Source organism: Chitinophaga flava (genome assembly GCF_003308995.1).
GTDB lineage: Bacteria > Bacteroidota > Bacteroidia > Chitinophagales > Chitinophagaceae > Chitinophaga > Chitinophaga flava.
Window position 1 is genome coordinate 227460 of record NZ_QFFJ01000003.1, and the last position, 26917, is coordinate 254376.

Consider the following 26917-nt stretch of genomic DNA (forward strand, 5'->3'; position numbering starts at 1 on the left):
CTATAAATGTCCGGCTATTTTTTTCACGACATTTTGGTCGAAGACCCATGTATCATGGTCCCCATCAAACTCTACAATCTCCGCAGACCCACCTGGCAATACTTCAGACAGGTAGTTATCTGCCGATGCAACGTAGTGGTTGACCAGCTGAATCTGGCTTTCCGTGGCCGTCTCCAGTATCCGGTCACCCGTTTTGGTAGCTTTGAAAAGCAGGACATGTTTTGCGATCCGTTCTTTCAACTGCGGATCATAACTCATATTAATCTTTCCCAAAACTGTTGAATGGTACAAATCAGAAACATACCCGATCTTGAAGAGGGAATCTACCATTGCCACTTTTTCCACCTCTAAACCACTTGCCGTCAACTGCCTTGCAATCTCAAAAGCCAGGATACCTCCCATACTCCATCCGAACAGATGATATTTGCCTGATGGCTGTAATTTCCTGATCAGGTCTGCATAGTAGCGGGCAAGAAACTCATAACTGATCTCTGTAAACTCTTCCTGAGTCAGTTTGGGTTTGAGATGCATGTAGTAATTATTGAAGGCAACTATGGGTACATCTTTCAATTGTGATATAATATTTCCCAGATAACTTTCTGCCCCGCCTACTGCCGGCGGCAGCAAAAACAGTATAGGTCTGTCTGCTTTATCCGGATTGAGTTTTATGAATGGGTCAAAATCTTCCGTAAAATCACCTGGTGAATAGGTCGTTTCTCTGTTCTGACAATGTTGAGCTACAGCCGCCAGCATTTCATGGAATACAATCGCCAGCCTGTCTACCGTTTCCTGACCCAGTTTGCCCTTAATATCAAATCTAAGCTCACCGTTGATGACCGTACCATTTGCGGCTATCAGGTAATGGTCTATGTTATCAAGGGCAGACTTTCCTGCCTGTTCTTCTGTGAGTGCCCATTCCGGCCGTATATTTTCCTCCATCTGTTGATTATCAGACTGGTCCTGATAATTGAAAGAGACACGCGGCAAATCTGCCTTGATATATCCGTTCAATGCACCATATCCAAGACCTTTGCCAGGTACTGCTCTCAAATACTCCTTCACGCTGAGGATGGTACTTCCGATATCTCCAGGAACAGTATGCAGACAAACAGGATACATGGTTGTAAACCATCCAACAGTACGGGATAAATCAAAACCAGTTATCTCTTCTCTGCCATGACCTTCCAATACCAGGAAATGATCTACATTGCCAGTGATGGCCGACAGCGTTAATCCCCATGCTGCGAGCAACAAATCATTGGCAGTGGCATGATAGGCTTTGGGGGCTTCTGTCAGCAATAGCTGTGTGGTTACGCTGTCCACTCCAATGGCCATATGATGATGCGTTGTTTCTCCTTCTGCCAACTGAGAAAGGATATCAGCCGAACTGTGATAACTCTCTGTCGTTTTCCGCCAGTAGCTGATTTCATCTGTATGTCCCGGATGATAGTCCTGCAAAGAGGCAGCCCATTGTCTGTAGCTGGTACCTTTATCACCCAATACGACAGCACTGCCGGCAGCCAATGCTGTATAAATGGTTTGCAGATCATCCCGGAGAATGCGCCAGCTTGTTGTATCTACAATGAGATGGTGAAGTGCAAAGTATATCTGTGCGCTGCCGTCCGCAAAGCCATGGAGATAAGCCACACTATATAACGGGCCTTCACTCAGATTAAAATGATGCTGATATCCCGTCAGTATCTGCAGCAGCTCATCAGCAAATGCTGCACCTCCTTCTTCATACGGAATCGTACGAACATCCAGTATTTTCATTTCAGGCGCTTCCGCTTCCGGATGATAATATTGCCTGTATCGTCCTGTTTCATCTACCTGATACCGCAGGCGCAGGGCATCATGGAATGCAGCCAGCTCTTTCAATGCCGTTTGCAATAAAGTGGTATCCAGTTCTCCGGTACGGATGGTAAATGATTGATTCCAGTGATGCGGATCGTTTAATGATTGGCTGAAGAACCATTCCTGTATCGGCAACAGTGCGGCTTCTCCGCTTAAAATCCCCTGTTCAGTTACTATTTTTACCGCTTCAGCAGCCTTCGCAATTACTTTATCATGCAGTTGTTCGATACTGCGGTGAGTAAAGATATCCTTCATATTCACCTTCACGCCCAACTGTTGCCTGATCTTGTTTTGCAACTGGATACCAAGGATACTGTCTCCTCCGAGCCGGAAGAAATCATCCCGGATGCCGATGCTGGCTGCTGGTACTTTAAGCACTTCCGCATAAATCTCACGGAGTATGGCTTCTTGCACGGACCTTGGTAAAGATTCCTGATCCGTTGCATTACTAAGCACGGGCTCGGGTAATGCTTTGTGGTTTACTTTTCCATTAGCCGTCAACGGTAGTTTGTCCATATGGATAAATACCGTCGGTATCATATAGTCTGGCAGCGAAACAGACAGATGTTCCCTTAACACGGCATCTTCCACAGCGGTGGCCGCCGCATAATATGCTGCCAGGTACCTGGTTGTTTTATCTGCATCGGCGTTTTCTTTTACTACTACGATACTTTGTTTTATTTCCCCATAACTACTGAGTGCCGTGGCTATTTCATCCAGCTCTATTCTGTAACCACGTAACTTCACCTGGAAGTCGGTACGGCCGATGTATTCTATGTTACCATCGGGCAGGTATCTCACCAGATCACCGGTTTTATAAAGGCGGCTGTTTGTTTCCAACCTGCTGAAAGGACTGTCAATAAAGCGTTCCTGCGTAAGCGCCGGCTGGTTAAGATATCCTCTCGCCACGCCGTCGCCGCCGATGTACAGTTCTCCGATAGCCCCAACCGGCACCGGACGAAGGTTACTATCCAGTACATAGGTAGTAGTATTGGACAAGGGGTGGCCAATAGGCACAATACCATCTGCTGCCTCTACCTGGTTATTGCAGCGGAAAGAAGTGGCAAAAGTAGTGGTCTCTGTAGGACCATATACATGCAGCAAGGTTACGGAAATGTAGTTGTCCAGGAATGCGGTTACATGTTTAAACGAAACATGTTCTCCACCAAATAAGATATACTTCAGATTTCTTAATCCCGGAAGTGCTTCTTCCACCAGGAGGTTAAATAAAGCCGTGGTGATAAAGAAGATCGTTACCTGCTCTTCCTGCAGCATGTTGTCGAATCTGCCGATATCATGCAAGAGATTTTTATCAGACAGGATGAGCAATGCACCATTGAGTAGTGCACCGAAGATATCAAACGTAGAACCATCAAAGGCGTAGTTGGATATTCCCATGATCCTGTCTGTGGCATCAATACGAATATAGTCTGTATTTTTCACCAGGCGGGCCACATTGCTGTGGGTGACCATTACTCCTTTAGGCATGCCCGTAGTACCACTGGTATACATCACATAAACCAGATCGGCAGCTATATTGATATGTGGCAGATTGTATGCAGGAAGGTCATTCATCGCTCCTTTCCATTCATGCTGATCTATTGCCGCGATAGCTGCCGTGGTAAGGCGGGTCAGCTTCTCCTGATATACTTCATTGGTCAGTACCAGTCGGGTTGCTGTATCCGACAAAATGTAACTGATTCTATCATCCGGATAAATAACATCTATCGGCACATATGCTGCACCCGCTTTCAGTACTGCCAGTATTGCTATCACCATCTGTTCCGAGCGATCGAGATACAGTGCTACCAGATCGTCTGGCCTCAACTCATAATGGGCACGCATATACGTTGCCAGCTGATTGGCTTTTGCATTCAGCTCCGCATAAGACAGGCGTACATCTCCATATACCAGCGCTAAAGCGCCAGGACTTGCTTTCACCTGTTCTTCAAACAGCTGATGGATAGTTTTATCAGCAGGATACTCACGAACAGTATTATTCCAGTCGAAGATCATTTGCTGGTATTGCGCTTCGCGCAGATGTACCAGCGATGTTCCGGCGATCTCCGGTTCTGTTGTCAGCTGTTCCAGGACCAGCTCCATACCGGAGAGTAACTGTGTAATGGTAGCATCATCAAACAGTTCTGATGCATATCTGAGCTGCAGGTTGATTACCTGGCCCCGTTCTGCCGCAACCACTGCCAGTGGATAGTCCAGTTTCTCCATACTACTCCTGAATTGTATAGACAACAAGCCCTCTTCTCCGTCGGCTCCTGCCGGCACCGGATAGTTTTCAAATACAAAGAGCGTGTTGAACATTCGTTCGCCGCCAGGATGCAGTCTTCCCAGGTTTATATCGCTGCGGCTGTTCACTTCTCCGATATGAGCCTGTAAATGTTTAATAGCTGACAACACACTAACAGCGCTATGCTCCATGATCACCGGAAGTGTGTTGATATATAAACCGACTGATTGTTCTATATCGTTAACAGGCAAGTTACGGCCGGAGACGGTCATACCTACTACGGTTCTATGGGTATTGCCATAGAGACTCAGCTGCCGGTGCCAGCAGTATTGCAGCACGGCATTAAGCGTAACACCGTTGGCAGCGCATAGACGCTTCAGCATCTCATAGCGTGTACCGCTGATCTGCAGGGCCTTTTCCGCCGGCTGCAGAATATGACGATAGTCCGATAACCGGATATGACGCTGGTCGGCACGCAGCAGGCTGCTCAGGTCTTCCTGTTCTTCCAGCCTGGCCACAGCAGCAGTCCAGTAGGTTTCATTATCTCCACGGTGTTGCTGCAGGTAACGCTGCGCTTCTGCATAACTATGGTCTTCCCTCACTACTACAGGCACACCATGTAACAACTGCAGATACACCTCATGTACATAGTTGAGCAGCAACGGCATACTCCAACCATCCAATATGGCGTGGTGATGACTGAAAAGACTACTCCAATCCTGCTCTCCGCGTTTCACCAGATATACCCGGAACAGGTTACCGGCAGACAGATCGAATGGCAATGCACGGTCCTGTAGCATTAGTTCATTCAGATAAGCCTCCTGCGAAGCTCTATCCTGATCACTGATATCCAGATAGTGCCAGTCAGTATGACCATGACGGTCTATGATCTGCACCAGCTCATGTTCCCAGGCAAAACGCAGGCGCAGCACGCTGTAGCGCTGCTGCGCATATTGCCAGGCTTGTTGCAGCAGAGCCGGATTGATGATGTTATGATAATCCCAGAACAGCTGTACGCGGTAGGCATCATCCACCTCTCCCTGATGCAGGGCATGATAGATAAACCCTTCCTGCAGGCTGCCCGCCAGGTAAACACCGGATACTTCCTGCTGCGATTGCAGCACCGACAACCAGGCGTTGGAGATGATATTGTCTGTATCGCTGGCTGTCAGCCAGGTGCGGGATGCATGACCCAGCCATTCGATCATCTCTTCCAATACCTGCTGATACTGTGCCGCCAGGGTGGTCAGCAGATCAGCGGCTATACTGCCGGAGATACTGAACTGAAGACGACCATCTATCACCAGGCCATTAATGTTGATCAGATGGTGATCGCCATTGGAGGCATCTATTGAAAGACCGCTGCCTTCACTTGTCAGCTGCCATCCACTGCCGGCTGCACTTTCCTGCCCGTCGAACTGGCCGAGGTAGTTGAAGCTGATACGAGGTAACCCTTCAGGACGGTAACCCGTCAATATCCCATAGCCGATACCGTTAGCCGGTATTGCCCGCAAAGTTTCTTTGGCTGCTACCAGTTGTGCACCGTAATCATTGCCTTCACTGATGATCTGCACAGGGTACATAGTGGTAAACCAGCCACTGGTATGCGTAATATCAATGGAGGCCGAAAGTGCTTCACGGCCATGACTTTCCAGCAATACATAGTGTTTCTTTTCTCCCGTCAGGCGCGACAGCGCAACACCCAGGGCACTTAACAGTATATCATTAATCTGTGTATTATAAACATGATGACTTTCACGTAATAAACGGCTGGTATATGTTACATCCAGCGCAAGCAACGCATGGCTGGTATCTTTAACCGCTAACGCTGATAAAACAGCATTCCCTGCTTTTATTCCGGGCAACAGATCCGACCAATATTCCTGTTCTGCTACTGACAACTCATAGCCAGAGATCAGCGTTGTCCACTGGCGATAGCTGCTGCCTTTGGGACCCAACCACTCTATCAACGAACGTGTATCCGTTGTAGTTACCGCTGACAAATGATTGTAAATGCGTTCCATATCCGCCACCAGCATACGCCAGCTCACCGTGTCTATTAGCAGGTGATGTGCTGCCAGGAAGAGGCGTGCACGGCCATCGGCATAACCTTCCAGATAAGCTGCCTGTAACAACCGGTCTCCGTAAATATCAAAATCTGACTGCCAGGAGGTCAGTAAAGCATATAATGCTTCAGGTGTCTCCAGGGTAGTGATATCCAGGCGACGGATGTCTACGCTTGTAGTTTCTTCACTGTAATACTGTGTACCATCCGGGCGATAGCGTAAACGTAGCCCGTCATGATAGTTGAGCAATACTGTCAGCGTACGTTCCAGCAATGTTATGTCCAGCATGGGCACACTGATCAGGAAAGACTGGTTCCAGTGATGGTACTTCGGCAGCAGACCGCTGGAGATATTGGTAAAGAACCAACGTTGTATCGGCAGCAGCGGCACTTCTCCGGAAAGAATACCCTGTTCTGTTTCCAGTTGTACCACAGAGGCAGCACCAGCAGCAATCACGTTCGTATACAGAGAGGCAATGGTGCGATAACGGAATATGTCCTTCACGGTGACATGAATAGCCGCCTGTTGACGCAAACGGCTCACCAGCTGGATACTCACGATAGAGTCTCCACCCAGCCGGAAGAAGTCATCATCCACCCCGATCTTATCAGCGGATATACCCAGCACCTGACCGTAGATAGCGCACATAGCGGCTTCGGTATCATTCTCCGGAGCGCGGTAATGATCATTATTTGTAAACACAGGCTCTGGTAAAGCGCGGCGATCCAGCTTACCGTTGATGGTCAATGGTAATTGCACCAGATGTATCAGCACCGCCGGCAGCATATAATCCGGCAGATAGGAGCTCAGGTATTCCAATATGTGCTCATGATTCAAAGGCACATCGGATACATAATAACCAGCCAGGTATTTGTTGCCACCAGACTGTTCTTTCACCAGCACCACGGCTTGTTTTATGCCCGGATAACCGGTCATGCGGTGTTCTATCTCGCCCAGTTCGATACGATAACCTCTGATCTTTACCTGGAAGTCGGCACGGCCGATGTATTCCAGATCCCCATTAGGCAGCTGCCTTACCAGGTCGCCGGTTTTATACAGCCGTGCATCGCCACCGGCAAATGGGTCTGCGATAAAACGTGTAGCCGTCAACGATGGTTGATTCAAATAACCTCTTGCCACACCGGCACCACCAATGTACAGTTCTCCGATAGCACCCACCGGTACAGATCTACCCATTGGGTCCAGCACATACATCGTGGTATTAGCCAGCGGACGGCCGATGTTGGCGGTACTGTCTCCCGGATGGTAAGGGTGTATGGTTGCGCATACGGTAGCTTCCGTAGGACCATATTCATTCAGCAAAGTACCGTTGAATGGTATATCACTCAGGTCCGGCAATTGTTCACCACCGGTGAATATCAATGACAGGCCAGTAGTCGCAGACAGGAACTCACGCAGCAATACCGGCGGGATAAATGTAACGGATATACGCTCATTGTCAATATAGCTGCGCAATGCATCCGGGGCGGTTCTGATACTATCCGGATACAGGTACAAGGTATTACCGTTTGTCAATATGGGAAATGCCTCATATACAAATGCATCAAATACATAGTTGGAATAGCAGCCTACCCGTTCATGGCGGTCCAGTGTGTGTACCGGCACCAGTGCGCTGATCAGGTTGATGACGCTGCGATGCTGCACCATCACACCTTTGGCAGCACCTGTGGTACCACTGGTATAAATCACATAAGCCAGATCTGTTGAAGTCGCCAGTGGAGGAAGATTTTCAGCTTCATATGTCTTCAATTTATCTTCCCATAAAACAGCAGCATCTATCGCTTCAATGCCAGCAGCAGTCTGTAATCTATCTACATAAACTTCGTTCGTCAGCACCACTTTGGTATGGGTGTCTGTCAGTATGTAGTGGATACGTTCATCCGGATACTCCGGTGATACGGGCACATAGGCGGCTCCAGCCTTCAACACGGCGAGGATGGCGGTCAACATATCTGCTGTACGATCCAGTACAAGTGCGATCAGGTCATCCGCCTGAATAGTATAACGTTCACGCAGATACGCTGCCAACTGGTTGGCTTTAGCATTTAGTTCGGTATAGGTAAGTTTTGTTTCTTCATATACCAATGCAACAGCATTTGGTGTGGCCGCCACCTGTTCTTCAAACAGCTGGTGGATGGTCTTATCGGCAACAAAAGGTTGCACTGCTCCCCTGCTGTGCCGCAGCATGGTGGCAAGACCCGATTCATCCAGGTAATGCAGCGTTTTCAGCTGACTCCCTTTTCCTGACACCAGCTGCGACAGAATAGTTGTATAAGTAGTAATAAAGCCCGTTATCGTTTCTGCTTCAAACAATGCCGTTGCATAGTTAAAGGTGCCGTAGATCTCTTCTCCGCTATCATTGAGCATTACGGTCAGATCATATTTGGCGATGTTGTACTGACCTGGCTGCTGATACGGCTGGAACAGCTGATCAGCGCCCTCCCGGCCACCAAACGCCTGCATATTAAAAGTCGTCTGGAATATCGGATGACGCGATACGTCCGGCTCTACATCCAGTTCATCCACCAGTTTCTCAAAGGGAAGGTCCTGGTGTAACTGGGCTTCAATCACGGCTGCACCCACCTGACGGATAAAGTCTGTTATCCGTTGTTCCGGATCGATTTCTTCCCGCAGCACCAGTGTATTCACAAAGAAACCGATCAGGTCAGCTATCTCTCCATAATGGCGGTTGGCAACAAGACTGCCCACCACAATATCCTGCTGGTTACTATAAGCACTCAGCAATAAATAGTAACCACTTAGCAGCACACTATACATGCTCACTTCCAGTTCACGGGAGATAACCCGTAAACCTTCGCTGGTGGGCTTATCCACTACAAAAGATATATTCGCGCCTTCATAGCTGATATTTCCCGGACGAGGTTTATCTGTTGGCAGATGCAGCGTTTCATAACCTGACAACTTATCTCTCCAGTAAGACAATTGCCTGTCCAGCACAGCACCTTTCAGGTAATGACGCTGCCACAACGCAAAATCCTTATACTGCAAAGGCAGCGGCGCAGGCAGCGATTTTTCTGCCTGTGCTATATCACCGGCAGTGAGATATTCATAATGATGATAATAATTCGATAAGTCGCGCAGCAGAATCTCTGTAGACCACCCGTCAAATGCAATATGGTGCAGCACAATACTCAGATAATGAACTTCCGAAGGAAGCGTATAGAACGTTATACTGACCGGCAGTTCTTCCACCAGTCTGAATACACGATTGGCTCGTGCCGCGAGTTCCGTATGCAACGCAGCTTCAGAAGGCAACTCCCTCCTGCTTATTGTCAGCGGAGACACCGTATCGTCCTGAACCTGCTGATAACTCAATCCTTCTTCTGTTGTTCTGATTCTGCTTCTCAGGACCTCATGACGGTGTATAACGGCACGCAGCGCCAGTAACATATTTTCCGTATTCACGTGCTCCTGCAACTTCAGTACCAGTGGCACATTGTAAGCATTACTACCGCCTTCATAGTTCTCTATAAACCATAAACGCTCCTGAGCAAAAGATAATAGCTGCTCTTCCGGACTACTGATAGCAGGTGCCGTAATGGTTACATGATCACCTGTGTCCTCTTGCAGCGTAGCCGCCAATTTACGGATAGTGCGGCAGTTGAACACTGCTGACACACCGGTTTTAACGCCCGGTAAGGTATTCAGCCGGTTTACCAGCCGTATCGCCATAATACTATTACCACCCAAACGGAAGAAGTCATCCGTCACACTTATCCGGTCCACGGCCAGTTCCAGTACTTCACCAAATATGACACACAGTTGTTTCTCCATCTCATTGGCGGGCGCCTCATAACTGCCCTCCCCTGTAAAGGCAGGATCCGGCAAGGCACGACGGTCCAGCTTTCCGTTAGCCGTTAGTGGCAAGGCATCCAGCCGTATCAGCACAGATGGGATCATATATTCAGGCAGATAGCTGCCCAGGTAGTCACGTAATGCCTGTTCATCCAGTGTTGCAGCAGATACGTAATAACCTGTGAGGTAATGGATACCGCCTGCCTGCTCTCTCGCCAGCACTACTGCGTCCGTGATGCCAGGATAGGCCGCCAGCTGGTGTTCTATCTCAGCAGGTTCTATACGGTAACCACGGATCTTCACCTGGAAGTCTGTACGACCAATATATTCCAGATTGCCGTCTGGCAGGTATCTTACTGCGTCGCCGGTTTTGTACAGATAACCACTACCAAAAGGATTCTCAATAAAACGTTCATGAGTCAGTTCCGGTTGGTTCAGGTAGCCACGCGATACGCCTGTTCCACCGATATAGAGCTCTCCAATAGCTCCGGTTGGTACCGGTTGCAGCTGATCGTTCAGCACATATACGCGGTAATGATGATAAGCCTTACCGATAGAAAATTCAGTAACAGTATCGTCTATACGATAATAAGTGGCTCCTACCGTAGTTTCTGTTGGACCGTATTCATCAATGATCGTTGTGAAGCAGGAAAGTATTCTGCTGATCTGATGACGCAACAACTTCTCCCCTCCTACAATGGCCGTTTTCACACGTACTTCGGGGTTATTCAGCAACGACAGATATGCCGGCGTACTCTTCACCAGTTCAATTCCATGAGTGATCAGATGTTGTTCATAAGCTGCGACCTCTGTTATGCTGCCTTCAAAAATATACAGACTTTTACCAAAGCACAATGGATAAAGTGTAGTCGTCACCGATAGGTCAAAAGATAAATTACCTGAAAAATCAACGCGGGCGAGATCTTCCGGCAAGATGTCCTGTACATTAAACAGATAGTTGACGACATTCCGATGCTCTACCATCACCCCTTTGGAACGGCCTGTTGTACCGCTGGTATAAATAACATAGGCCAACTGTGAGGGTTCTACCGCAATGGCTACATTCTCACTACTGTACCTTACAGACAGACTTGTCTGAAAATAAATATCTTCTGTATTAATCACCTTGAGCGGAAGTTCTGCTGTCAGTGATTTGATACGCTCCGTATGCTGTTCGTTACTCAGTACCACTTTGGTACGGGTATCACTAATGATATAACGCAGCCTGTCATCGGGATGAGAAACATCAGCCGGAACATAGGCACCGCCTGCTTTGAGGATAGCCAGCATCGATATCAGCATGTCTGCAGAACGGTCCATGCATAGCACAATCAGATCATCAGGCTGCACATCAAAATTCTTTTTCAGGTAGGCGGCCAGCTGATTGGACTGCTCATTTAATTCGCGATAGGTCAGCCTGCGATCTCCGCATACAATCGCCAACTGGTCCGGCATCTGTGTCACCTGCGCTTCAAACAGTCCGTGAATGGTAGCTGTTGTGGGATACAGCTTCGCTGTATCGTTATCCTGATGTTTGATTTTATCATAGGCTGCACCATCTACGTAACGCAATGATTTTATTTTTTGATCACTGCCTTTCACAAGGGTAGACAGCTGACTTAAAATTTCCTTGTAGGTATCAATATACCCTGCGATAGTGTTTTCCCCAAACAGGCTGGTAGCGTAGTTAAATGCCCCCTGAATCTCTTCCCCGCTATCGCTGACCATCACAGATAAGTCAAACTTAGCCACCTTAAAGTCAGTATGTCTGGCATAGGGACTAAATAAACTGCTGTCTTCAGATGTACTATGTGTACCGAAGTTATGCCCATCAAATATTACCTGTACCACTGGATGACGGGAAGCATCCGGTGTTATTTTGAGTTCTTCCACCAGCTTTTCAAAAGGAAGGTCTTGATACAACTGCGCAGTAACAACGGAAGCTCCCACCTGGCGGATAAAATCCGTTATCCGTTGTTCAGGGTCTATTTCTTCCCGTAGGGCAAGTGTATTAACGAAGAACCCGATAACATCCGCAATTTCGCTGTAGTGGCGGTTGGTAGTAGGACTGCCCAGCACAATATCCCGCTGGTTACTATAAGCACTCAGTAACAGATAATAGCCACTCAGCAGCAGGCTATACATACTCACTTCCAGCTCGTAGGAGACAGCCCGCAGATTATCGCTGGTAGTTTTATCCAGACTGAACGACAGGTCAGCCCCTGCATAACTTACTTTTGCAGGGCGGTGGTAATCCGTTGGCAGCTGCAGCGTTTCATAACCTGACAATTTATTCTTCCAATAAGATAATTGTTTATCCAGTGCAGCACCAGTCAGGTACCGGCGTTGCCACAGCGCAAAATCCTTATACTGTAAAGGTAACGGAGACATTGCGAGGGTGGCCGCTTTCACGATATCATTTTGCTGTAGTGCCACATAACGATGATAATGTTGCAGCAGTTCGCGTATCAGAATATCTGTTGACCATCCATCGAACGCAATATGATGTAACACCAGGCTCAGATAACCTTCTCCCTGCATATCATATATCGCTGCCCGCACAGGGTATTCTTCTTCCAGTCTGAACACCTGAGTCGCGTCTGAAGTCAGTGCATTGTCCAGCTCCTGCCTGGTCTGCAATAATTTCTCTGTAATCTGCAATGGATAGATATTATCATCCATCACCACCTGATAACCATGTCCGTCTTTACCTGTCCTGATCACACTTCTGAATATCTCATGACGTTGCACAATAGTACGTAAAGCATGCACCAGGCATCCTTTATCCACCTCAGGCTGTAACTGCAGTACAATCGGGATATTATAGGCGCTGCTGCCACCTTCATAATTTTCGATGAACCACAGGCGCTCCTGGGCGAAGGATAATAATTGTTCTTCCGGAGAAGTAATAACTGGTACGGTTATACTTACATTTTCAGTAGCTCCACTGTATAAATGAGCCGTCAGCTTACGGACAGTACGGCAGGTAAATACGGTCGATATATTTATCCGTATATCCATCACCGTTTTCAACCGGTTTATCAGACGGATAGCCATGATACTGTTACCACCCAGTCGGAAAAAGTCATCGTCTGTTCCGATTTTTTCCGGCGCTATTCCCAATATCTCTCCATAGATGGCGCACATGGCCGCTTCCGTATCATTTTCCGGAGCACGGAAATCATTACTATCGGTAAATACCAGCTCTGGTAAAGCGCGGCGGTCCAGCTTGCCGTTGATGGTCAACGGTAACTGCTGCAGATGCACCAAAGCTGCCGGCAGCATGTATTCCGGCAGATGGGAGCTCAGGTATTCCAGAATGTGCTCATGATTCAAAGGCACATCGGATACATAGTAACCAGCCAGGGACTTGTTACCATCGCCTAGCTCCTTCACCAACACCACCGCTTGTTCTATACCCGGATAGCTGGTCATATAGTGTTCTATCTCGCCCAATTCTATCCGATAACCCCTGATCTTCACCTGGAAGTCGACACGGCCGATGTATTCAATATTGCCGTCGGGCTGGTACCTTACCAGATCTCCGGTTTTATACAGTTTACTATTTTCTGCCAGATGTCTGAAAGGGTTGTCTATAAACCGCTGCCGTGTGAGCTCTGGTTGATTCAGGTATCCACGTGCTACACCGGCACCACCAATATACAATTCGCCAGCCACACCCGCTGGTACAGGTCTGAGTTCCTGGTCCAGTATATAGGCTTGTGTATTGGCCACTGGGCGGCCGATCAGATGTGTATCACCATCTTCAATCCGTTTTCCGGTAGCGTAGATCGTAGTTTCCGTAGGCCCGTAATAGTTATACAGGCGTTTTTGTGCAGACCAGTATTTCCCTGTTTCCGGGGCACAGGGCTCACCCGCATAAATCACTGCCTCCAGGGCCGGATAGGCAATACGCGGCAACAGGGCCAGCATGGCTGGTGGCAGGTACAGATAGTTGATTTCCTGGTTCAGCAAGTAAGCACTGATAGCATCTGCATCTGTTCTCAACTCATTACTCAACAGATGTAATTCATTACCATACAGCAGGGATATGAAGAATTCTGACACAGATACGTCGAACACGAAGGCCGTGTATGCAGCGATGCGGCAGGCTTTCGTAAAATCATATGCCTCGCGGATACTGCTGACGGTATTCAGCACACTGTGGTGCTCTATCATCACTCCTTTAGGCTGTCCGGTGGTACCACTGGTGTAGATCACATAGGCCAGGTCTGTTGAAGCAGCCAACGGAGTGAGATTCTGTGCTTTATAGCCTTTCAGTTTTTCATCCCATAAAACAGCGGAATCCACCACTTCAACAGCGGCAGAAAGATCCGTTGTTTGCAATCTTTCTACATGAATGCCGTTTGTCAGCACTACTTTGGTTCGGGTATCAGCCAGGATATAATGGATACGTTCATCCGGATAATCCGGCGATACCGGCACATAGGCCGCTCCGGCCTTCAGTACAGCAAGGATGGCAGTCAGCATATCTGCTGTACGATCCAGGACGAGTGCGATCAGATCACCCGGCTGAATGTTATAACGCTCACGCAGATACGCTGCAAGCTGGTTAGCTTTAGCATTTAATGCTGTATAAGACAAATGTACATCTTCATACACCAGCGCTGTAGCGTCCGGGCTAACGTTCACCTGTTCTTCAAACAGCTGGTGAATAGTTTTATCAGCAGGATAATCACAAACAGTATTGTTCCAGTCGAAGATCATTTGCTGGTATTGCGCTTCGCGCAGATGTACCAGCGATGATACTGTGATATCATGATGTGTTGTCAGTTGCTCCAGGATCAGTTCCACACCGGAGAGCAATTGTGCAATGATAGCATCATCAAATAATTCTGCTGCATATTTGATGTTAAACTTAATCTCGGGGCCTTGCTCAGCCACTACCACTGCCAGTGGGTAGTCCAGCTTCTCCACGCTACTCCTGAATTGTAAAGACAACAAGCCCTCTTCTCCGTTGGCTCCAGCTGGCACCGGATAATTTTCAAACACAAACAGGCTGCTGAACAGGCGATCGCCGCCTGGGTTTAGCCTTCCCAGGTTTATATCGCTGCGGCTGTTCACCTCTCCGATATGTGCCTGTAAATGTTTAATGGCTGCTAATACGCTACCAGCGCCATGTTCCATGATCACCGGAAGAGTATTGATATACAGGCCTACCGATTGTTCTATATCGTTGATGGGCAGGTTGCGGCCGGAAACGGTCATGCCCACTACAGTTGTACGGGTGTTTCCATAAAGGCTCAGCTGACGGTGCCAGCAATATTGCAACACCGCATTAAGTGTAACGCCATTGGCAACGCACAGCTGTTTTAGCACCTCATAGCGTGTACCACTGATCAGCAGGGCCTTTTCCGCCGGCTGCAGAATATGACGATAGTCCGACAACCGGATATGCCGCTGGTCTGCGCGCAGCAGGCTGCTCAGGTCTTCGGGCTCCTCCAGCTGCCTGACCGCTGCAGTCCAATAGGATTCATTATCTCCACGATGTTGCTGCAGGTAACGCTGCGCTTCCGCATAGCTCTGGTCTTCACGAACTGCTACAGGCGTACCTTGCAACAGCTGCAGATACACTTCATGTACATAATTGAGCAGCAACGGCATACTCCAGCCATCCAGTATGGCATGGTGGTTACTGAAAAGGCTGCTCCATTCATGCTCTCCACGCTTCACCAGATATACCCGGAACAGATTGCCGGCAGACAGATCGAATGGCAATGTACGGTCCTGTAGTATTAGTTCATTCAGATAAACCTCCTGTGAAGCTTTATCCTGATTGCTGATATCCAGATAGCGCCAGTCAGTATATCCATGGCGATCTATGATCTGCACCAGCTCATGCTCCCAGGCAAAACGCAGACGCAGCACGCTGTAGCGCTGCTGCGCATACTGCCAGGCCTGTTGCAGCAGGGCCGGATTGATGGCATTGTGATAATCCCAGGCTAACTGCACACGATAGGCATCGTCCACCTCTCCCTGATGCAAGGCATGATAGATAAAACCTTCCTGCAGGCTACCTGCCAGGTAAACACCGGATACTTCCTGCTGCGCTTGCAACACTGATAACCAGGCATTGGAGATGATATTGTCTGCATCACTGGCCGTCAGCCAGGTACGCGATGTAGCACCCAGCCAGTCAATCATCTCTTCCAGCACCTGCTGATATTGTGCCGCCAGCGTAATCAGCAGATCAGCTGCCAGACTGCCGGAGATATTAAACTGAAGACGGCCGCCTATCACCAGTCCGTTGATGTTAATCAGGTGATGATCTCCGTTGGAAACATCCAACTGCTGGCCACTGTCTTCTCCTGTCAGCTGCCATCCGCTGCCAGCAGCACTTTCCTGGCCATCGAACTGGCCGAGGTAGTTGAAGCTGATACGAGGTAAACCTTCAGGGCTATAACCTGTCAATATCCCATAGCCGATACCGTTAGCTGGCACTGCACGCAGTGTTTCTTTAGCTGCTACCAATTGTGCACCATAATCATTGCCTTCACTGATGATCTCCACAGGATACATGGTGGTAAACCAGCCACTGGCATGCGTTATATCAATAGAGGCAGAAAGTGCCTCACGGCCGTGGCTTTCCAGCAATATATAGTGACTTGTTTCTCCGGTAACACGCGAGAGTGCAACACCCAACGCGCTTAACAGAATATCATTGATTTGGGTATTATAAACATGATGACTTTCACGCAATAAGCGGCTGGTATACGCTGTATCCAGCATCAGCTGCGCATTACTTTTATCCTTAACTGCCAACGCTGATAAAACAGCATTACCCGCTTTTATTCCTGGTAACAGGTCAGACCAGTATTCCTGTTCTGGTACAGATAGTTGGTAGCCGGAGATCAGCGTGGTCCATTGACGGTAGCTGCTGCCTTTGGGACCTAACCATTCTATCAATGAACGTGTATCCGTTGTAGTTACTGCAGATAAATGATTGTAAATACGTTCCATATCCGCCACCAGCATACGCCAGCTCACCGTGTCTATCAGCAGGTGATGTGCTGCCAGGAAAAGGCGTGCACGCCCGTCTGCATAACCTTCCAGGTAGCCGGCCTGTAATAACCGGCCTCCATAGATATCAAAGTCTGCCTGCCAGGAGGTCAGTACAGTATGCAGTGCCTCAGCTGTATCCAGGGTGCGGATGTCCAGACGATGGATATCTACGCTGGTTGTTTCTTCACTGTAATATTGTGTACCATCCGGACGATAGCGTAAACGCAAACCGTCATGATAGTTAAGCAACACTGTCAGCGTGCGTTCCAGCAATGTTATGTCCAGCACGGGCACACTGATCAGGAAAGACTGGTTCCAGTGATGGTACTTCGGCAGCAGGCCACTGGAGACATTGGCAAAGAACCAGCGCTGTATCGGCAGCAGCGGCACTTCTCCGGACAGGATGCCCTGTTCTGTTTCCAGTTGTACCGCAGACGTAGCTCCTGAAGCAATTACATTCGTATACAGAGCCGCAATGGTGCGATAACGGAATATGTCTTTCACGGTGACATGAATACCCGCCTGTTGACGCAAACGGCTCACCAGCTGAATACTCACGATGGAGTCTCCACCCAACCGGAAGAAGTCATCATCTACCCCGATCTTATCACCGGATATACCCAATACCTGTCCATAGATGACGCACATAGCTGCTTCGGTATCATTCTCCGGAGCGCGGTAATGATCATTATCTGTAAATACAGGCTCTGGTAAAGCACGGCGGTCCAGCTTGCCATTGATGGTCAATGGTAACTGCTCAAGATGTACCAGGGCTGCCGGCAACATGTATTCCGGCAGATAGGACCCCAGGTATTCCAGGATGGATTCATGATTTAAACCCTCATCGGACACATAATAACCAGCCAGGTATTTGTTGCCACCGGATTGCTCTTTCACCAGCACCACGGCTTGTTTTATGCCTGGATAACCGGCCATACGGTGTTCTATCTCACCCAGTTCTATCCTATAACCTCTGATCTTCACCTGGAAGTCGGCACGGCTAATATATTCCAGCTCTCCATTGGGCAACAGCCTTACCAGGTCCCCGGTTTGGTATAACCGCGCATCACCACCGGCAAACGGATCTGCCACAAAACGTGTAGCCGTCAGCGATGGTTGGTTTAAATAACCTCTTGCCACACCGGCGCCACCGATATACAGTTCTCCGATAGCACCCACCGGCACAGGCTTTCCGGTTCCATCCAATACATACACCGTAGTATTGGCCAATGGACGGCCGATGTTGGCAGTGCTGTCTCCCGGATGGTAAGGATGTATCGTAGCGCACACGGTGGCTTCCGTAGGACCATATTCATTCAGCAAGGTACCGTTGAAAGATATATCGCTCAGGTCCGGCAATTGTTCACCGCCCGTAAATATCAATGACAGGCCGGTAGGCGCAGAAAGAAACTCACGCAGCAACACCGGCGGGATAAATGTAACGGATATACGCTCTTTGTCGATATAGCTGCGTAACGCATCAGGGGCGGTTCTGATACTGTCTGGATACAGGTATAAAGTATTGCCATTGGCTAATACCGGGAATGCCTCATATACAAACGCATCAAATACATAGTTGGAATAACACCCCACCCGTTCATGCCGGTCCAGTGTATGCACCGGCACCAATGCATTGATCAGGTTGATGACGCTGCGATGTTGTATCATCACACCTTTGGCAGCACCAGTGGTTCCGCTGGTGTAAATCACATAAGCCAGATCTGTTGGAGTAGCCAGCGGACTAAGGTTTTCTGCCTTAAAGCTATCCAGCGTTTTTTCCCATAAAACAGCGGTGTCTATTGTTTCAATACTGGCAGCAGTCTGTAATCTGTCTTTATAAACTTCATTCGTCAGCACTACTTTGGTACGGGTATCCTCCAGGATGTAATGGATACGTTCATCCGGATACTCCGGTGACACCGGCACATAAGCGGCTCCTGCTTTCAGTATGGCAAGAATGGCCGTCAGTATGTCTGCAGTACGATCGAGTACGAGTGTAATCAGGTCATCCGGCTGAATGATATAACGTTCACGCAGATACGCTGCCAACCGGTTAGCTTTTTCGTTTAGTTCAGCATAGGTAAGCCGTGTTTCTTCATATACCACTGCCGGTGCGTGAGGGTTACTCCGTACCTGCTCTTCAAACAGCTGATGGATGGTTTTGTTAGCAGGGTAATCACGAACGGTATTGTTCCAGTCGAAGACGATTTGCTGATATTGCGCTTCGCGCAGATGTACCAGCGATGATACTGTGATATCCGGATGTGCGGTTAGTTGTTCCAGGATCAGTTCCACACCAGAGAGCAATTGCGCTATGATAGCGTCATCAAATAATTCCGCTGCATATTTGAGTTGCAGGCTCATTACCTGACCACGTTCTGATGCCACTACCGCCAGCGGATAGTCCAGCTTCTCCATACTACTCCTGAATTGTATAGACAATTGGCCCTCTTCTCCGGCTGGTAACGGATAGTTCTCAAATACAAACAAGCTGCTGAACAGGCGTTCACCGCCGGGGTGTAGCCTGCCCAGGTTCACATCGCTGCGGCTGTTCACCTCTCCGATATGAGCCTGTAAATGTTTAATGGCCGCCAATACACTGCCAGGTTCATGTTCCATGATCACCGGAAGGGTGTTGATATATAAGCCTACGGATTGTTCTATATCGTTGATGGGCAGGTTACGGCCGGAGACGGTCATACCCACTACGGTTGTACGACTATTGCCATAAAGACTCAACTGCCGGTGCCAGCAGTATTGCAGCACCGCATTGAGGGTTATGCCATTGGCGGCACACAAACGTTTCAACGCTTCGTAGCGTGTACCGCTGATCTCCAGGGACTGTTCTGCCGGCTGCAACACATGACGATAATCCGATAACCGGATATGACGCTTGTCTGTGCGCAGCAGACTGCTCAGGTCTTCGGGCTCTTCCAACCGGGCCACCGCAGCGGTCCAGTAGGCTTCATTATCCCCGCGGTGTTGCTGCAGGTAACGCTGCGCTTCCGCATAACTCCGGTCTTCCTTCACCACTACAGGGACTCCCTTCAACAGCTGCAGATACACTTCATGTACATAGCTGAGCAGCAAAGGCATGCTCCAGCCATCCAGTATCGCGTGGTGGTTGCTGAAAAGGCTGCTCCATTCGTTATCTCCGCGTTTTACCAGATATACCCTGAACAGGTTACCGGCCGATAAGTCAAAGGACAAAGTACGGTCCTTGGCCATCAGTTCATTCAGATAGGCCTCCTGCGAAGTTTTATCCTGATTGCTGATATCCAGATAGTGCCAATCGGTATGTCCATGACGGTCTATGATCTGCACCAGTGCATGTTCCCAGGCAAAACGCAGACGCAGCACACTGTAGCGCTGTTGCGCATACTGCCAGGCCTGTTGCAGCAGAGCTGGATTTATTGCGCTGTAGTAATCCCAGGATAACTGCACGCGATAGGCATCATCCACATCTCCCTGATGCAACGCATGGTAGATAAAGCCTTCCTGCAGGCTGCCCGCCAGGTAAACACCAGACACTTCCTGTTGCGACTGCAACGTCGATAACCAGGCATTGGAGATAATATTATCTGTATCGCTGGCTGTCAGCCAGGTACGCGATGTAGCACCCAGCCATTCAATCATCTCTTCCAATACCTGCCGATACTGTGCTGCCAGCGTTGTGAGCAGGTCAGCTGCTATGTTTCCGGAAATATTGAACTGAAGACGGCCGCCTATCACCAGTCCGTTGATATTGATCAGGTGATGGTCTCCATTGGAAGCATCTATGGGACGGCCGCTGTCCTCTCCTGCCAGCTGCCATCCATTGCTGCCGGCACTTTCCTGGCCATCGAACTGACCGAGGTAGTTGAAGCTGATACGAGGTAAACCTTCAGGACGATAGCCTGTCAATATCCCATAGCCGATACCGTTAGCTGGCACCGCACGTAAACTCTCTTTGGCTGCTACCAGTTGTACACCATAGTCATCGCCATCGCTGATGATCTCCACAGGATACATGGTGGTAAACCAACCGCTGGTATGCGTAATATCGATAGAGGCCGAAAGGGCTTCACGACCATGGCTTTCCAGCAATATGTAATGACTTGTTGCTCCGGTGATACGAGACAAGGCAATACCCAAGGCACTTAATAGAATATCGTTAATCTGTGTATTATAAACATGATGGCTTTCACGCAGCAAGCGACCAGTATAGGCGGTATCCAATAACAGGGAGGCATAACTGACAGCTGATGTAGACAGGCTTTCCAGCAGGGCATTGCCTGCATTTATTCCCGGCAACAGAGCAGACCAGTATTGCTGTTCTGCTATAGGCAGCTCGTAACCGGAGATCAGCGTAGCCCACTGACGATAGCTGCTGCCTTTGGGGCCCAGCCACTCTATCAATGAACGTGTATCCGTTGTAGTTACCGCAGACAAATGATTGTAAATACGCTCCATATCCGCCACCAGCATACGCCAGCTCACCGTGTCTATTAGCAGGTGATGGATAGCCAGGAAGAGGCGTGCACGACCATCTGCATAACCTTCCAGGTAGCCGGCTTGTAATAACCGGTCTCCATAAATGTCAAAGTCTGATTGCCAGGAGGTCAGTAAAGTATGTAAGGCTTCCGGTGTATTCACCGTACGGATGTCCAGTCGACGAATATCTACGCTGGTTGCTTCTTCACTGTAGTACTGTGTACCATCCGGAAGATAGCGCAAACGCAAACCGTCATGATAGTTAAACAACGCTGTCAGCGTATGTTCCAGCAGTGCCAGATCCAGCACAGGCACACTGATCAGGAAAGACTGATTCCAGTGGTGGTACTTCGGCAGCTGGCCGCTGGAGATATTGGTAAAGAACCAGCGTTGTATCGGCAGCAATGGCACCTCCCCGGACAGGATGCCCTGTTCTGTTTCCAGTTGTACGGAAGACGCAGCACCTGCAGCAATCACATTTGTATACAAAGAGGCAATAGTGCGATAACGGAAGATATCTTTTACAGTAACATGAATACCCGCCTGTTGACGCAAACGGCTCACCAGCTGGATACTCACAATGGAGTCTCCACCCAGCCGGAAGAAGTCATCATCTACCCCGATCTTATCAGCGGATATACCCAGCACCTGACCGTAGATAGCACACATCGTTGCTTCCGTGTCATTTTCAGGAGCACGGTAATGGTCACTGTCGCTCAATACCGGTTCCGGTAAAGCACGACGGTCCAGCTTTCCGTTGATGGTTAATGGTAATCGTGACAAATGCACCAGGGCTGTTGGCAGCATATAATCCGGCAGATAGGAACTCAGGTATTCCAATATATGCTCATGATTCAAAGGCTCATTGGATACATAATAACCAGCCAGGTACTTATTGCTACCGGACTGTTCTTTCACCAGCACTACGGCCTGTTTAACTCCCGGATAGGTGGCTATGCGGTGTTCTATCTCGCCCAGTTCGATACGATAACCTCTGATCTTCACCTGGAAGTCGGCACGGCCGATATATTCCAGATCCCCATTGGGCAACTGTCTTACCAGGTCGCCGGTTTTATACAGCCTTGCACTACCGCCGGCAAACGAATCTGCAACAAAACGTGTAGCCGTCAGTGATGGCTGGTTCAGATAACCACGTGCCACACCGGCGCCACCAATGTATAATTCTCCTACGGCACCTACCGGCACAGGTCTGCCAATCTGGTCCAGCACATATACGCTGGTATTGACCAGCGGGCGGCCGATATTGGCAGTACTGTCTCCCGGACGATAAGGATGCATCGTAGCACATACCGTGGCTTCTGTAGGGCCATATTCATTCAGCAAAGTACCGTTGAATGGTATATCACTCAGGTCCGGCAATTGTTCACCACCGGTAAATATCAATGACAGACCGGTAGGCGCAGACAGGAACTCACGCAGCAACACCGGCGGGATAAATGTAACGGATATACGTTCCTTACTGATATAGTTACGCAGCGCATCCGGGGCAGTTCTGATACTATCCGGATACAGGTATAAGGTATTGCCGTTGGCCAATACAGGAAATGCCTCATATACAAATGCATCAAACACATAGTTGGAATAGCAGCCTACCCGTTCATGCCGGTCCAGTGTATGCGCCGGCACCAGCGCCGCAATCAGGTTGATGACGCTGCGATGCTGTATCATCACTCCTTTGGCAGCACCTGTGGTTCCACTGGTATATATCACATAAGCCAGATCTGTTGAAGTAGCCAGTGGAGCCAGGTTTTCAGTTTTATACCCCTTCAGCTTTTCTTCCCATAAAACAGTAGCATCAATCGCCTCAATACCAGCAGCAGTCTGTAATCTTTCTATATAAACTTCGTTCGTCAGCACCACTTTGGTACGGGTGTCTGCCAGGATGTAATGGATACGTTCGTCCGGATACTCCGGTGACACCGGCACATAGGCCGCCCCGGCCTTCAGCACGGCGAGAATGGCCGTCAGCATGTCTGCCGTACGATCGAGTACAAGTGCGATCAAATCATCCGGCTGAATGGTATAACGTTCACGCAGATACGCTGCCAGCTGATTAGCTTTAGCATTCAATGCTGCATAAGACAACCGTACATCTTCATATACCAGTGCAGTAGCATCCGGCGTGGCTGCCGCCTGCTCTTCAAACAGCTGATGGATGGTTTTATCATCAGCAAAGGGTTGTTCTACTCCCCTGCTGTGACGCAGCATGGTGGCAAGACCTGATTCATCCAGGTAACGCAGCGATTTTACCGGACCACCTCTCCCCGACACCAGCTGCGACAGAATAGTTATATAAGTAGTAATAAAGCCCTTTATAGTATCTGCTTCAAACAATGCCGTTGCATAGTTAAAGGCGCCGTAAATCTCTTTCCCGCTGTCATCCAGCATGATGGTCAAATCGTATTTGGCGACGTTGTACTGACCAGATGGCTGATAAGGCAGAAACAGCTGATCAGCCCCTTCCTGGCTGCCAGACACCTCCAGACTGAATGTAGTCTGGAATACAGGATGACGCGATACATCCGGTTCTATATGCAGTTCATCCACCAGCTTCTCGAAGGGGAGGTCCTGATGCAGCTGGGCATCCAACACTGCATTGCCCACCTGGCGGATAAAGTCTGTTATCCGTTGTTCCGGATTTATTTTTTCCCGCAGCGCAAGGGTATTCACAAAGAAACCAATCAGGTCTGCGATCTCCCCATAATGACGGTTGGCAACAGGCGTGCCCACGATAATATCCTGCTGGTTGCAGTAAGCACTGAGTAACAGATAGTAACCACTTAGCAGCACACTATACATGCTCACCTCCAACTCACGGGAGACACCCCGTAAACCATCACTGAGGGTTTTGTCTATTACAAAGGAAACACTGGCTCCTTCATAACTCATCTGTGCAGGACGTGGCTTGTCTGTTGGCAGATTCAGAGTTTCATAGCCTGACAATTTCTTCTTCCAGTAAGACAGCTGCCTGTTCAGCACCATACCTTTCAGGTAATGCCGCTGCCACAAGGCAAAATCTTTATACTGTATAGGCAATTCCGGAACCAGATATTTTGCTGCCTGTACAATATCACCAGCGGCCAGATATTTGTAAAGGTGATAGTAATTCAGTAAGTCGCGCAACAGTATTGAGGTAGACCATCCGTCAAATGCAATATGGTGCAGCACGATGCTCAGGTACCGCTGATGCGGGAGTGTATAGAGGGTGATGATGACCGGCAGTTCCTGGTCCAGTTTGAAAATGTGATGGAACTGGATGTTCAACTCCTCATTCAGTAACACTTCTGAAGACAACGCTCTGTTGTTTATTTCAATCGGATGTGTGGTGTCGTCCTGTACCTCCTGGTAGCTCAGTCCAGCTTCGGTGGTTCTGATCCTGCTTCTTAGCACCTCATGACGATGTATAACGGCACGCAGCGCCTGCAACAGGGGATCCGTTTTCACCTCCTCCCGCAACTGCAGCACCAGTGGCACATTGAAGGCACTACTACCACCTTCATAGTTCTCTATAAACCATAAGCGTTCCTGGGCAAAAGATAACAACTGTTCTTCCGGAGCGTTGACAACACGTGCTACCATCTTCACAGTATCGGAGACTCCGCTGACAGCAGCCAGTTTACGTATAGTCCTTGCCGTGAATACGGCTGCTACATCCATACTGGTCCCCAGTGCCGCATTCAGGCGGTTAATCAGCCGAATGGCAAGAATACTGTTTCCGCCCAACCGGAAAAAGTCATCGTCTATACTTATCTTATCTTCATCTATACCCAGCACCTGGCTATAGATGGCACACATAGCTGCTTCTGTATCATTCTCCGGCGCGCAATAATGATTACTGTCGGTAAATACAGGCTCTGGCAAAGCACGACGGTCCAGCTTTCCGTTGATAGTCAACGGCAACAGTTGCAGATGCACCAATACGGCCGGCAACATATATTCCGGCAGATAGCCCCCCAGGTATTCCAGGATGGACTCCTGATTCAAAGCCCCATCAGACACATAATAACCCACCAGGTATTTATTACCACCAACCTGCTCTTTCACCAGCACCACGGCTTGTTTGATGCCGGGGTAGTTAGCCAGACGATGTTCTATCTCGCCCAACTCTATACGATAACCTCTGATCTTCACCTGGAAGTCGGCACGACCGATATATTCCAGCTCTCCATCCGGCAATTGCCTTACCAGGTCGCCGGTTTTGTATAGCCGTGCATCACCGCCGGTAAACGGATCAGCAATAAAACGTGTAGCCGTCAGCGATGGCAGGTTTAAATAACCACGGCATACGCCGGCGCCACCTACATACAACTCTCCTATCGCTCCCTGTGGAAGCGGCTCCAGGTAGTCATTCAGTACATAAGCCTGCAAATCAGGGATCACCCGGCCTATCAGTGAGCCTTTGTCCAGTTCTGATACACTCAGCTCCTTCCAGGTCACATGGACGGTTGTTTCTGTGATACCATACATATTAATCAGCCTGGGGGCATCATCCGCATACAGATTGTACCAGGGTTTCAGCTGTGCCAGGTTCAGTGCATCACCGCCGAAGATCACATATCGCAGTTTAGTCAGATGATTGGCTTTCTGTTGTGCCGCTGCGATGAACTGATAGAAAGCACCCGGTGTCTGGTTTAGCACGGTCACTCCTTCCCGCTCACACAGATCGTAGAACAGCGAAGGATCATGGGTTTGTTCTGTTGATGGAATCAATAACTTACCACCATAACACAAAGCTCCCCAGATTTCCCATACGCTGAAGTCGAATACTACGGAATGGAACAAAGTCCATACATCTTTGGCATCAAAATGATACCAGGACTCCGTGGCATGGAACAAGCGGGATACGTTACGATGCGCTATCATCGCACCTTTGGGCTTACCCGTAGTTCCGCTGGTATAAATCACGTATGCCAGATGCTCAGGAGCGGTTACTACAGGCGGTAATACCGGCTGTTCAGACACTAAACGCCCTTTATCGATCGCTTCAGCAGTTACTTGCGCTGACAGTTCGGAGAGTTTCGATACATGCTTCTCATTGGTTAAAACCACTTTCGTTCCTGTATCTGACAGGATATAAGCGATTCTTTCTTCAGGATAAGCAGGGTCCATGGGCACATAGGCAGCTCCGGCCTTGAGTACTGCGAGAATAGCTATCAGCATGTGCTCAGAGCGGTCCAGGCAGATACCTACCAGATCATCCGCTTTCAGCTGATAACGGTGACGTATATATGTCGACAGTTCATCAGCACGGGTATTCAGTTCTCCATAAGACAGTTGTACATCTTCATAAACAACAGCAGTACGCTCAGGATGAGCAGCAGCCTGCTCTTCAAACAACCGGTGAACAGGTTTGTCTACCGGGAACGTTTGTAATGGGTTATTCCATTGCGTCAGCAAT

At 48.9% G+C, this 26917-nt stretch carries 1 protein-coding gene (running past one end of the window); it reads right to left on the reverse strand.

Annotated elements, in window-relative coordinates:
* Positions 1-26917, reverse strand: the 3' portion of a protein-coding gene (locus DF182_RS31825) for a non-ribosomal peptide synthase/polyketide synthase (protein WP_113619943.1). Its footprint extends 28979 nt past the window's final position; the window shows 26917 of its 55896 coding nt (coding positions 28980-55896); its start codon lies beyond the right edge, outside the window; the stop codon is at positions 1-3.